Source organism: Metabacillus sp. cB07 (assembly GCF_016839225.1).
GTDB classification, from domain to species: Bacteria; Bacillota; Bacilli; order Bacillales; family Bacillaceae; genus Bacillus_P; species Bacillus_P indicus.
In genome coordinates, this window is the sequence record NZ_CP069296.1 from 2,907,488 (window position 1) to 2,919,840 (window position 12,353).

Genomic DNA, 12,353 nt, shown 5'->3' on the forward strand with positions numbered 1-12,353 from the left:
GCTAGATTCCTCCTTCGTAAATCTTTTTGCTTAAATACCGTTCACTGCTGTCAGCAAAGATGGTCACTATGTGTGAGCCCGGGGCCGCTTTTTCTGCCTCAAGAAGGGCTGCATGCATTGCTGCACCTGCTGAGCTTCCGACTAACAGACCCTCTTTCACGGCAAGCTCTTTCACTCTTTTAAACGCGTCCGTGTCCATGACTGTATGAATACTGTCAAAATACGTTTCATCCATATAACCCGGGAGGAATTCCATTCCGATTCCCTCTGTTTTGTGCGGTCCGGATTCTCCGCCGTTCAAAATTGATCCTTCAGGTTCTACTATGACGGTTTTCACACCGGGGTTTACCTCTTTTAAATACTGCGCCGTTCCCATAAACGTTCCGCCGGTTCCTGCCCCTGCGAGAAACACATCAATTTTCCCATCGAGCTGCTCCCACAGCTCAGGTCCAAGCGTTTTATAGTACGTGAGCGGATTTGCAGGATTCCCAAACTGCTGAGGGCAGTAGGATCCGGGTATTTGCTCACTAAGCTCCTGAGCTTTCTTGATGGCGCCCTTCATTCCATCTGCTGTCGGGGTATTGACAACTTCTGCCCCGAGCGCCCTCATGAGATCCTGTTTTTCCATGCTGAACTTTTCGGGGACGCAAACAATCACTTTTACGTTCCTGCTGATTGCGGCAAGCGCAAGCCCGATGCCCGTATTGCCAGCAGTCGGTTCAATAATCGTTCCGCCTTTTTTCACCTTGCCTGTTCGTAATGCTTCATCTATCAGTTCAGCGCCAAGACGGTCTTTAATGCTCCCGCCCGGATTCATAAACTCCAGTTTTGCAAAAAGGCGCACGCCGTTTGGAAGCGGAAACTGGGTCAATTCCATCAGAGGCGTTCTGCCGATCAGTTCTTCAATGCCTTTTACGACTTTCATTCTGTCCACTCCTGTGATAAGAATGTCTGCACTCTTATCCTGTTATCCTTAAAAAAGAGGATCATTGCGATCCCCTCTGTTTTTAGCTTTTTAATGCACGGACAATGCTTAAAACAAGCTCTGCGGAATTTTTTGCAGCTGTTTCCAAGTATTGTTCGAATGATACATCCGATTCTTTTCCTGCAATATCAGACAAAGAGCGGATGATGACAAACGGTACGCCGAATTGATGGGCAGTCTGAGCTATGGCCGCAGCCTCCATCTCAACTGCGTATAGGTCTTCAAATTTTGTTCGGATGTATGCGACTCTTTCAGGATCATTCATAAACGAATCACCGGTGGCAATCAGACCTTTCACAACCTGAATTCCTTCCTGTGCCTGAGCCTGCTCGGCAGCAATTACAACGAGCTTTTCATCCGGAAGGAAAGCGGCCGGCATGCCTGGCACTTGACCGTATTCGTAGTTAAATGCCGTCACATCTACATCGTGATGTCTCACCTCTGTAGAAATGACGACGTCTCCAACATTCAGGGAATGATGAAAACCTCCTGCTGAACCTGTGTTAATGACCACATCAGGTTTGAAGCGGTCAAGCAGGATTGCGGTGCTTACTGAAGCATTCACTTTCCCAATTCCTGATTTCAGCAGGATGACGTCCATCCCGCTGTATGTTCCAGTTGTAAATTCGCTTCCTGCGATAGTTTCGGTTTTTGCATGTTCAAGCTGATCTCTTAAAATAGAAACTTCTTCTTCCATTGCTCCAATGATGGCTGCTTTCATTTATTGTTCCATTCCTTTCAAAAGGGGTTTTTGGCCGGCATCAGCCTGAAACGCGGTCGGTATTATTTTTTTACGGCTTCTATCAGCCACACAAATTCGTTGAGCTGCGTGAAGTCGGCAGTGAATGAATGTTTTTCAAGGATGCCGCGCATGACTGAATGTGTCGTGTAATATTCTGTTTCAAGGTCGGCTGCCAAGTTTAAGTAGTGCTGTTTTTTTGCTTTTTTGATCATGGCCACGTAAGCCTCCTGATCTTCAAACATTGTGTCAGCAAACACTATTTTACCACCTTTGCCGAGAAGACGGGCATAAATTGCGACAGCTTTCTCTTTTTCTTCATCTGTTAAATGATGAAACGCATACGTACTAACAACCGTGTCTATTTCCCCTTTTGGAACAGGGAAGGTGAGAAAATCACCGTCGCTGATCTGAGCCTTGTTTCCAAGCTTTTCAGCTGCTTTTTCTCTCATCGTCTTCGATGGTTCGATTCCGTAGACCTGCTTTCCTTTATTCAGCAGTTCTGCTGTCAGGTTGCCGGTTCCGACTCCGAATTCAAGGACGAATTTACCAGATTTGGATGCTACAGCTTCAAGAATGGCGCTGTAGCCGCTGAACACATCTTTATATTCTTCATCATGTCCGACTACAGTCGAATCATACGAGTGAGCCCAATCTTCAAATAGTTCTACAAACTCTCTTCCCATCATGCACCAATCCTTTGATGATAATTTAAATAATTCCTATGTGTATACTATGATTTAAAAATAGAACTGTTCTTAATTTACCACACGGTTTGTTTAACAGGCAATGAAAAGACTTTCCAGAAGGGTATTTTATGAGATATTCTATAGAAAAGCGGAAGCGCCCGTTTTACTCCGGCAGTCAGATAAGAAATCACCCGAGAAGTCCGGGTCCCGCCTTTTTGGGGGATTTTGTTCTGACAGTAGAGCCTGAGCGCTGCAGCTGGACAAGGTGTCGAGTGCTTTCCGCTGAAGTCCACTAAGTTTAAAACTTTTATAGCGTTACTAAATAGTAGCAGAAGAATATATATTTGGAGGCATCTAATATGTTTAAACTGGAGTTCATCAAAGATAAAGTGGAATTTTTCGAGTCGGAGAAGCTTGCAGATCTTGAGAAGAAGATCAGTGAGCAGATTGAGATCAATAAAGCGATTCTGCTTGAGGTGCATTCGGTTTCCCACCAGATGCATGTAAGTGAAGAAGGAAGACGGTTTTACAGCGCTGCGGTGCATTTTAAGGCAAAATAAAAAGGTGAGACGTTTTGTCTCACCTTTCATCAATTTTCAGGCTGTTTCAGTTTTTCGACTCTGACCGGCTTCCAGCCTTCGTTTTCAACCCAGGTAATCTCTACTTTGTAATTTTGTGTTTTGTCTTTTGAAGAAATGGTTCCTTTTGCATCATTCGGACTGCCGTTGTTTCCGATAAACCAGATGGTCATATCTGATTCGCTCAGTCCTGTAGCATAACTCATAGCCTTGATCATTTCAGCCCAGTCCTGTGAGCTTTTGTCATATTGGGCAACGTGGGGCTCAGATTGCGAAGTTCCGACCGGCTTCCAGCCTGGATTTTCAATAATCTGATCTACGTTTGAATTCGGATCGCCTTCTGTTACGACAGGTTCACCGACTTCTTCATTTTCTTCGCCGTTTTCTTCGGCCGTTTCGTCTTTTTCTGCTTCATCTGCATCTTCTGTGCTGTTTTCTTCGGTGTTTTCTTCAGATGCTTCAGCTTTTTCTTTATCTTGTTGTCCTTTATTCTCATCATTCTTGACGGTACCTGATGCCGTCTCTTCGTTTGCTTTTTCTGACGCCTTTTCGCTGTCATTCCCGCCAAGCAGCAGCTGTGATCCAATGACTAGAATTAATAGCGCTACAATTCCAATTAAAATGTTCAGGACAACATTTGCTTTCCGGCGTTTATCACGGTTTTCAAAGCGTGATCCTTTACTTAGATTGCTCAAGTGCATTACACTCCTTTATCCCTCTAACATTCTGTCTTATTCTATCATTAGATTGCGTTTCTATCTAGTAGAAGCATTTTCTAATCGGGATAATTCAGCTGCGACATCATAAAAGATGCTGTTGGCCGAGGATGTTTCACTTTGAGTATCCAGTTCAACAACCGCAAGGGCATATTTGGGATTGTTTGAAGGAAAATACCCTGCAAACCATTTGTGGACAGTTTTATGTCCTGTTTCAGCCGTGCCTGACTTTCCCGAAACTTCAAATGGCAGCGACTGAAATCTTCTGCCGGTTCCGTCCTTATCTGTTACAACCAGCCTGAGCAAATGCTGCAGCTTGGAGGCTGTGTAAGGAGAGATCCCATCACCTTCCATATCCTGATCCGGAAATTCAAACATGGTTGTCCCGTTTTTATAAAGAATGCTGTCAGCAATCTTCACCTGCTTTTTTTCTCCTCCGCGCGCAATTGTCGCCATCATGTTCGCTGCAGCAAGCGGGGTTACGCGGACATTTTTCTGCCCGATTGCCGTCTGTGCCACAGCACGAAACGCTCCTTTATCTCGCGGGTCATCCCAAATGGAAGGAGACTTCTCTTCAGGAAACTGCCTGAACTGGTTATAATGAAACACATTTCCGCTCCAGCCATTTTTTTCAGTCAGGCCTAATTTCCCTGCAAATTCCTCAATGGTCTTTTTGTCTTTTTTAATCAATTCATCAGCTGTCGTTGTAAACGTGTAGTTGCAGCTTCTTGCAAAACTGCGTTCAAAGTTGAGGATTCCCATATCAGAATCATCGTCATGTTCACCATACATATCCAGCTGGCAATTATACGAATTTTTCAGCTTCAGCCCGCTTTCAATCGCAGCAGCGGCGATGACCGTTTTAAAAACGGAACCGGGAATTTGCGGAGTCAGCATATGGTTTGTGTGTGAACCGGAGTCAGACCTTTCAAGCGCCGGTTTGCTTACCATCGCCAGCACTTCACTCGTTTCAGCGTCCAGGAGCACAAGTCCTCCTTTTTTGATGCCGTATCTCGTGACGATTGCATCCGCCATTTTCTGAATTCTGCTGTCAATGGTCGTTTTGACGCTTACAGGATAAAAGGGATTTGCGTTTGCAATATACTTGACGTTTATGCCAAAGAGCGGATTTCCATCGCCGTCCACATGGTATAAAAGCTTTGTTTCTGCATCCGGAAGCAAAAATTCATCAAATGCTTTTTCAAGCCCGGTAAAGCCGACCTGCGTTTTGGAGGAAAGCTCCTTCTTATCAGGGTAGCGTTCTCTCAGTACATCCGGACTTTCTCCCGTGATGCCGATGATATGGTTTGCTGCTTCATCCTTCTTTTTTGCCTGCTGGTAAATGGCGAAAACCCCAGGGATCTCTAGGTCATTGATCGTATCCATTTGGGACTCAGTCAAGGTTATGCCCTCTGCAGAACCCATGATCAGCGGTTTGTCAGCATCCTCAAGCATGTTTTTAAGGGCAAAAGCAGAGTATCCGGTTATCTGCGCCAGTTTTTCTTTCGGCCACTCAATGTTTTTCAAAAACGGGAACAATACGAGTTTGGGTTCCTGAAAATTTCCGACAGGAAGGAGATTTCTGTCCACAAACCGGCCGCGGCCGTCGTCAATCATGACTTCCTGCGTTCTCTGTCCGACACTCTCTTCAATTAAATTGACATTTTCTCCCCCAAAGGACTCTGTGTTTATAAGCTGGATGTCTGCAAGCCTTGCAATCAGCACAAGCATGCATATAAAAATAAAAGCGCCCGTCCATTTCATTCTCTTCTTCATTATCATCAAAAAAACACCTCGCCTTTGACTAGTGTCGACGAGGTGTTTTCTTATTAAACCTTCTTACTTAACGTTTGTGATTCTTACTTGCATTTCTCCGCCCGGAGTCTGCACGTTTACTTCATCTCCAACCTGACGGCCCATGAGGCTCTTTGCGATTGGGGAATCATTAGAGATTTTGCCTTCAAATGGATCTGCCTCAGCGCTTCCGACGATTGTATATGTTTCTTCATCGCCGTTTGGAAGTTCAATAAATGAAATGGTTTTGCCGAGAGTGACAACATTTGAATTAGCATCATCCACAATGATTTTAGCATTGCGGATCATATTCTCAAGTGTTGTAACGCGTCCTTCAACAAAAGCCTGTTCTTCTTTGGCTGAATCATATTCCGAATTCTCAGACAGGTCTCCGAAGCTGCGTGCAATCTTGATTCTTTCTACTACTTCTTTACGTTTGACCGATTTTAAGTATTCAAGTTCCTGCTCGAGCTTTTCTTTACCTTCAAGTGTCATAGGAAATACTTTTTCTTGTGCCATGATCTCACTCCTTCTAGTATAACTGCCCCCAAAATCAATTGGTATGTAAGACTGCACTGTGATAACGGAGGAGCTAGATCTGCTCCCGCCCGGTTTATGCATATTATTTGCTTTATGTAGCTTAAAAGCAAGCCCTGGGCTTGCTTTTAAGACATCGTACTTTTCCCGATGAAGCTTTCTGAACATAAGAGTTTTAAATCCGGTTCATAAAAGCTGTGAGAAACTTTAACAGCCTATACATAATATGGTCACAGTACTCTTTATCTATGCTATGTTATTACAAAATTGCGTTTAGTTCAAGAATTGTTTGAATCTTTGTAACCATAAGGTCGATGGCCACATGGTTCTGGCCGCCTTCAGGTATGATAATATCCGCATAGCGCTTTGTCGGCTCAATGAACTGGTTATGCATTGGACGGACAACGGAAACATACTGCTCGATGACAGAGTCAATCGTTCTTCCGCGCTCTTTTATATCACGAAGCATGCGTCTGATAATCCTGATATCTGCATCTGTATCAACGTACAGCTTAATATCCATCAAATTTCGCAGTCTCTCGTCCTCAAGAACGAGAATGCCTTCAAGAATAATAACGTCTTTAGGCTCAACGAGCAGGACATCTTCAGAGCGGGTGTGAAGCTTGTAGTCATAGACAGGCTTGTTGATGGCTTCGTAATTTAAAAGCTGTTTAATATGCTCAATCAAAAGCGTGTTGTCAAAAGCAAGCGGGTGATCATAGTTTGTATTCAGCCTCTCCTCAAACGGAAGATGACTTTGATCTTTATAATAAAAGTCCTGCTCCAGCATTAAGATGGAATGGCCTTTAAAGTAATCATAAATAGACTTTGTCACACTGGTTTTTCCGGAGCCTGAGCCCCCGGCTACCCCAATGACAATGGGCTTTTTCCCCATCGGTTCACTTCCCCTTCCGCATCATGTTATTTGGGAAGACTTTTCGGTCTGCTTTAAACGTCACAATTTGCAGAGGGTGGCGGGCTGCATCAAGAACATTTCCGTCTTCATCCCACAGCTGCTCAATTTTTTGCGTGAAGTTTTCCATTTCAGGGCCAAAGAATTCAACTTCGTCTCCCGGCTTGAAATAGTTGCGCTGCTGCAGTGTAACCATTCCGGTCTCTTCATTGTAATCAAGAACAAGCCCAACGAAGTCAAACGTTGTTTTCTTGCCGTGAATGCCGAACATTTGCTCCTCTGTTCCTGGAACACCTTCAAAGAAAGCAGGAGCTGTGTCGCGGTTTGCACACTTATCAAGCTCATCAAGCCATTCTTTTTGGATAACAAAGTTTTCAGGATCAGCGCAATAGGCATCGATGACCTTGCGGTAAACACTGACAACCGTTGCAACATAGTGAATGGACTTCATGCGGCCTTCAATTTTCAGGCTGTCAATTCCAAGCTCGATCATTTTCGGAATCGACTGGATCAAATTTAAGTCTTTCGGACTCATGGCAAACGCAGCGTCATCCTGGTCGAACAAAGCTTCTTCACCATTACCTGAGAGCTTGTAAAGATCGTAGTCCCAGCGGCATGACTGACAGCATCCCCCGCGGTTTGAATCACGCGCAGTCATATGATTGCTCAGTACGCAGCGTCCTGAATACGCGATGCACATCGCTCCGTGGATAAAGGTTTCAATCTCAATATCAACTTTTTCTTTCATTTCTTTTATTTCTTCAGCGCTTGTTTCACGCGCAAGCACAACTCGCTCAAGTCCCTCTTCTTTCCAGAACTGAACAGCTTTCCAGTTTGAGAGAGACTGCTGTGTGCTTAGATGCACTTCAAGTTTCGGAGCTACTCTGCGGCATGTTTCGATAATCATCGGATCAGCCACGATAATGCCTGAAACGCCTGCTTCCTGAAGGCCCATAAGGTACTCTTCAAGCCCGTCCATGTTTTCGTTATGGGCAAAAATGTTGGTCGTAACATAAATTCTTGCACCGTATTTGTTTGCAAACTGCACTCCTTCAGCCATTTCTTCCAATGAGAAATTATCTGCATTAGAACGGAGGCCGAATTCTTTTCCGCCGATAAAAACGGCGTCTGCGCCGTAGTGAACGGCAATTTTCAATTTTTCGAGATTGCCTGCCGGTGCAAGCAATTCCGGTTTTTTCACAATGACGCGTTTGCCGTCTATGATTTGTGAAATGTTATCTGCAGCAGTCACCATCATTTATTCCTCCTTGTTTCTTGCAAGCTTCTATTAATAAACGGTTTCTTTAAAGAAAAATCCTGTATCGAGCGGTCGGTTTTCAGGCTGAATGTCTTCAATTTCTGAAAGAAGATCATCTTTTACATTTTCATACTCATCGCGGTCTTCCACGCAGAGATCGATTGCCTTGCGGTATTTTTTGGTTACCTCAATCAAATACTCAGACGTTTGAAGGACACCGTCAATTTTGAATGAGTCAATGCCGGCATCAACCATGTCAGAGAGCTCATCTATGATGCACATATCGTTCGGGCTCATGATGTGCGTGCCGTTTTCATCCTCATAAATCGGATATTTGTTGCTGCGTTCTTTGTCGTGCAGGAACATCGCTTTTTCGCTTTGGATGTTTTCGATTTTCATTGCTTTTCCCTGGTATTCGAAGTAGTTTCCGATGAGTGAACGCTTGGACTGGAACATGCATGTCATTCCGTGGACCTGAACTTCAATTTCCACTTCTGCCTGTTCTTTCGTGTCGATAATCGTTTCCATGCTTAACTCACGTGCAAGAACTGCCCGTTTTGCGCCTTTTCTTCCCCAATAATTGCATGTATACCAGTTTGTAGCCGTCGTTTCCGTATTCCAGTGAAGAGGAAGCTCAGGAGCAGCTTCTCTTGCCGCCATGAGAACGGCTGGATCTCCAAATAAAACAGCATCCACGTTGATTTCTTTCAGAAAACGAAGATAGTCATAAAGCTCTTCTACCTTTTCGTTATGAAAAATCGCATTCATAGCGGCGTACACTTTTACATTTTTCGAGTGGGCAATGGCGGTCGCCTCTCTCATTTGGTCACGGTTGAACTCACCTGCAAGTCTGAGCCCGAAGCGCTGTTCTCCGAGAACAAAAGCAGTGGCTCCTGCATCTGCAAGGGGGATTATATCTTCCATCTTGGTTGGTGTGACAATTAATTCCGGTTTATTCATCTTGTTCACCTCGTTTTATACTTACGGCCATTCCGTCTCCGACAGGAAAAATCGCTGTGTGATAGGAAGGATTTGACATCAGCCATTCATTATAGCTGCGGATTTTCCTGAGCAGCGCACGCCGTCTCCGGTGAAACGACATGTCCTCCTCTTCATTCGCAACAAGTCCTTTAAACAGGACGTTGTCCGTTATGATGCAGCCGCCTTCAGAGAGCATCGGCTCATACATTTCAAAAAATCTCATATACTGCCCCTTAGCGGCATCAATGAAAATCACGTCATACGGTCCTTTTTCTTCAATCTGCTCTTTCAGCTGGAGGGCGTCGCCGTGGAGAGCGGTTATTCTGTCACTGAGTCCGTTCTCCGTGATATTCTGGGATGCCTGTTTGTAGCGTTCTGCATTTCGCTCAGCCGTCACAATCTCCGCTTGCGGCAGCGCTCTGCACATGCGGATGGCAGAGTAGCCGATGGCTGTGCCGATTTCCAGTATTTTTCTTGGCTGTTTCAGCACAAGGAGACTGATCAGAACTTCGATCCCTGTCTTTTCCATAATCGGAACGACGTTTTGTTCTGCATATTCCTCCATCTTTCTGATGGATTCATCCTGCTCGGGAAGAAGGCTTTCTATATATGTTAAAATTGTATCGTTTTCCATTGTCTTCTCCTTTAAACGCCGCACTGGCGGGCGTTCAGGTCTATCTTATCTCATGAAAATAAGAGTTCTACCGAAGAACTCTTGGCTGTATTTATCGTTTTGTTTATCTCTGTCTTTGCAACTCGATATATTTTACCACAATAGAAAAGGGAATGCGAATTTTTTCGCCTTCCCCTGTTTCTTATTTATTCGTGATGTGTTCAGCTTTTGCTTTGTTATGTTCTGCAAGTGTTTTTGTGAAAATCACTTCGCCTTTTTTCGTTGCGAGGAAGTAGAGATAGTCCGTCTTGGCAGGCTCAATTGCCGCCTTAAGCGACTGGCTTCCCGGATTTGCAATCGGTCCCGGCGGAAGGCCCTGTACTTTGTACGTATTATAGGCTGATTCTACTTCTAGATCTTTGTAATACACGCGGTCTTTGTGCTCTCCAAGTGCATAAAGCACGGTAGGATCGGTCTGAAGCGGCATTTTTTTGCTGATGCGGTTATAAAAAACACTTGAAATCTTTTGCCTGTCAGCTGACTGGGTTGCTTCTTCTTCGATAAGAGATGCCATCGTCAAAAATCTGTGAACCGGCATGTTTTTTTCTTCCAGCTGGTCTGCATAAGGCTTGACCACTTCATCTGTTTTCTTGATCATTTCCTCTAAAATCAGATCAAGCGGTGGTTTTTCCTCATAAAACGGATAAGTTGCAGGATAGAAATAGCCTTCGAGCGGGTACTTAATATCCTGGCCGTAGATTTCTTTTGTCACGGTTTCCGGGTATTTTTTCTGCATAGCCGAAATAAATTCTTTGCTGTTCATTCTGTTCAGCACTTCTTTTTCAGGGTAGCCGGAGTGCTTGGCAACCTGTGCTGCAATCTGTGTGAGCTGAATGCCTTCAGGAACGGGAATCTGAAATACAACGTCTGTTATAACCCGGCCTGATTTGAGGCTTGCGATAATGTCTTCAAGTTCCATCGATGGGGTAAGTTTATAGTCACCCGCCTGAAAACCTGATTCGTTTTTAAATTTCACATAGTATTTGAAAACCCGTTTATCTTTAATAATCTTTTCTTCTTCCAGAATAGCCGCAATGGATGAGACAGATGAACCTATAGGTATCGTTACATTCACTGCTTTTTTATCTGTTTCATCAGCCGGCTCCAGCGCGGATTTGATATATAAATAGCCTCCGCCGATCAGCCCTGTCATAGCTATAAGCAGCACAGCGACAACAATCAGGACAATCTTCCGGATGACTCTTGCTTCCTGCTGTTTTTCCAGGAGTTTGTGCTGCAATGTATGTTTGTTCGAATCTCCCTCTGACATTATGGACGAGCTCCCCCTTTCATCATCATGATTATACTACATAATGACCATTTTTTCGCCAAATTCCACCACATTTTTACGGGAGCGCCTGTTCCATCCCGCAAAAACGGAAAATTTTCTCCTTTGAAGAGTGTTTCCTTTATACCGTATTAAAAGCAAAAAAAATAAACCGTCAAGTGACGGCTTATTCTCATCTGACGATTTAATTTTCTTCCTCTTCGTTGTCAAGGAATGTATTCAGCATTTCTTCTACAAGATCCCACTCTTCTTCTGTTTCGATCGGAGCAAGTTCCCCGTCCACGCCGTCTGCAGTAGGCTCAAAGCTGGATGCATGAATTTCAATTTCTTCTTCGTCATCTTGTTCGCCAAGCGGATAGTAAAGGACGTAAGACTTTCCGAACTCCTCAGAAGCGAAAGTGAAAAGAATTTCGCAAAGCTGCTCGTTGCCGTTTTCGTCTACTACTGTAATTTGTTTTTCTCCGTGTTCCATGTAAGTCACCTCATCTATAGTTTGCTGCCGGTTAGTTCAGGCTGTCAAGATAGCCCTGAAGGATCATGACGGCAGCCATTTTATCAATTACCTTTTTTCTCTTTTTTCTGCTGACATCCGCTGAGAGCAGAACACGTTCTGCAGCCATCGTGGATAATCGTTCATCCCAGAGGATGACCGGGATGCCGAAGGTTTTTTCAAGCTTTGAAGCAAACCTCTGGCTTGCTTCTCCCCTTGGTCCGACCGTTCCATTCATGTTCTTAGGAAAACCGAGGACAAATTTCTCTGCATGATGCTCATTTACAATCTGAGTCAGCCTGGGAAGTCCAAAATTCCCTGCTGTTTCATCAATTTTAATTGTCTCGATTCCCTGTGCTGTCCAGCCAAGTTCATCGCTGACAGCGACTCCGATTGTTTTGGAGCCATAGTCAAGCCCGATAATTCGCATATTAATCCTCTCTATGATGGTGTAAGTACGATTTGACCAATTCCTCAATGAGTTCATCGCGCTCAAGCTTGCGGATTAAGTTTCTTGCATCGCGATGCCGCGGAATATAAGCGGGATCTCCGGAGAGAAGGTAGCCGACAATCTGATTGATCGGGTTATACCCTTTTTCCTTTAAGGCATCATAAACAGTGAACAGCACTTCATTTACGTTCGTCTCCACTGCTTCCTCAGAAAAATTAAACTTCATTGTTTTGTCAAAGGAACTCATCACACGCACCTCTT

The 12,353-nt window shown here is 44.3% G+C and carries 15 protein-coding genes; 1 reads left to right on the forward strand and 14 read right to left on the reverse strand.

Features of this window, described 5'->3' with window-relative positions; all coding sequences use genetic code 11:
- Position 1 precedes the first annotated feature (1 nt).
- From JOJ89_RS14990 to JOJ89_RS15000, 3 genes are all read right to left on the reverse strand, one after another.
- Positions 2–925, reverse strand: coding sequence for a PLP-dependent cysteine synthase family protein (locus JOJ89_RS14990; RefSeq protein WP_203288189.1), 924 nt, complete (start codon positions 923–925; stop codon positions 2–4).
- Positions 926–1,007: 82 nt separating this feature from the next.
- The gene (gene mtnN / locus JOJ89_RS14995) at positions 1,008–1,706 is read right to left on the reverse strand and encodes a 5'-methylthioadenosine/S-adenosylhomocysteine nucleosidase (protein WP_203288191.1); all 699 of its coding nucleotides are present in this window, start codon (positions 1,704–1,706) and stop codon (positions 1,008–1,010) included.
- A 62-nt stretch (positions 1,707–1,768) separates the two neighbouring features.
- Entirely contained in the window at positions 1,769–2,410 is a 642-nt protein-coding gene (locus JOJ89_RS15000; protein ID WP_203290359.1) for a class I SAM-dependent methyltransferase, read from the reverse strand.
- 362 nt (positions 2,411–2,772) lie between these two features.
- Here JOJ89_RS15000 and JOJ89_RS15005 point away from each other — a divergent pair, with 362 nt between their 5' ends.
- A complete protein-coding gene (locus JOJ89_RS15005; RefSeq protein WP_029279492.1) occupies positions 2,773–2,973 on the forward strand; it encodes a DUF2536 family protein in 201 nt (66 codons plus the stop codon).
- A 29-nt stretch (positions 2,974–3,002) separates the two neighbouring features.
- On the opposite strand, the gene JOJ89_RS15010 is transcribed toward JOJ89_RS15005, so the two are convergent.
- The 11 genes from JOJ89_RS15010 to JOJ89_RS15060 form a co-directional block, all read right to left on the reverse strand.
- Positions 3,003–3,692 (reverse strand): DUF1510 family protein, encoded by a 690-nt coding sequence (locus tag JOJ89_RS15010; RefSeq protein WP_203288193.1) that lies wholly within the window; start codon positions 3,690–3,692, stop codon positions 3,003–3,005.
- A gap of 54 nt (positions 3,693–3,746) precedes the next feature.
- Positions 3,747–5,489: a peptidoglycan D,D-transpeptidase FtsI family protein gene (locus JOJ89_RS15015; RefSeq protein WP_203288195.1), complete on the reverse strand. Its 1,743-nt coding sequence runs from the start codon at positions 5,487–5,489 to the stop codon at positions 3,747–3,749.
- 57 nt (positions 5,490–5,546) lie between these two features.
- Positions 5,547–6,020 (reverse strand): transcription elongation factor GreA, encoded by a 474-nt coding sequence (greA, locus tag JOJ89_RS15020; protein WP_029279487.1) that lies wholly within the window; start codon positions 6,018–6,020, stop codon positions 5,547–5,549.
- Between the two features lie 277 nt (positions 6,021–6,297).
- Positions 6,298–6,933, reverse strand: a complete 636-nt coding sequence (udk, locus tag JOJ89_RS15025; protein WP_029279486.1) for a uridine kinase — start codon at positions 6,931–6,933, stop codon at positions 6,298–6,300.
- 4 nt (positions 6,934–6,937) lie between these two features.
- The gene (locus tag JOJ89_RS15030; protein WP_029279484.1) at positions 6,938–8,206 is read right to left on the reverse strand and encodes a peptidase U32 family protein; all 1,269 of its coding nucleotides are present in this window, start codon (positions 8,204–8,206) and stop codon (positions 6,938–6,940) included.
- A gap of 33 nt (positions 8,207–8,239) precedes the next feature.
- The gene (locus tag JOJ89_RS15035; RefSeq protein ID WP_203288197.1) at positions 8,240–9,169 is read right to left on the reverse strand and encodes a peptidase U32 family protein; all 930 of its coding nucleotides are present in this window, start codon (positions 9,167–9,169) and stop codon (positions 8,240–8,242) included.
- Positions 9,162–9,824, reverse strand: coding sequence for an O-methyltransferase (locus JOJ89_RS15040; RefSeq protein ID WP_203288199.1), 663 nt, complete (start codon positions 9,822–9,824; stop codon positions 9,162–9,164). Before JOJ89_RS15040 ends, JOJ89_RS15035 begins: the two co-directional genes overlap by 8 nt.
- A 181-nt stretch (positions 9,825–10,005) precedes the next feature.
- Complete coding sequence (gene mltG / locus JOJ89_RS15045; RefSeq protein WP_203288201.1) at positions 10,006–11,133, reverse strand: endolytic transglycosylase MltG; 1,128 nt, start codon at positions 11,131–11,133, stop codon at positions 10,006–10,008.
- Between the two features lie 202 nt (positions 11,134–11,335).
- The gene (locus tag JOJ89_RS15050) at positions 11,336–11,623 is read right to left on the reverse strand and encodes a DUF1292 domain-containing protein (RefSeq protein ID WP_029279476.1); all 288 of its coding nucleotides are present in this window, start codon (positions 11,621–11,623) and stop codon (positions 11,336–11,338) included.
- Between the two features lie 31 nt (positions 11,624–11,654).
- Positions 11,655–12,071, reverse strand: a complete 417-nt coding sequence (gene ruvX / locus JOJ89_RS15055) for a Holliday junction resolvase RuvX (protein ID WP_029279474.1) — start codon at positions 12,069–12,071, stop codon at positions 11,655–11,657.
- A gap of 1 nt (position 12,072) precedes the next feature.
- A complete protein-coding gene (locus JOJ89_RS15060) occupies positions 12,073–12,339 on the reverse strand; it encodes an IreB family regulatory phosphoprotein (RefSeq protein ID WP_029279472.1) in 267 nt (88 codons plus the stop codon).
- Positions 12,340–12,353 lie beyond the last annotated feature (14 nt).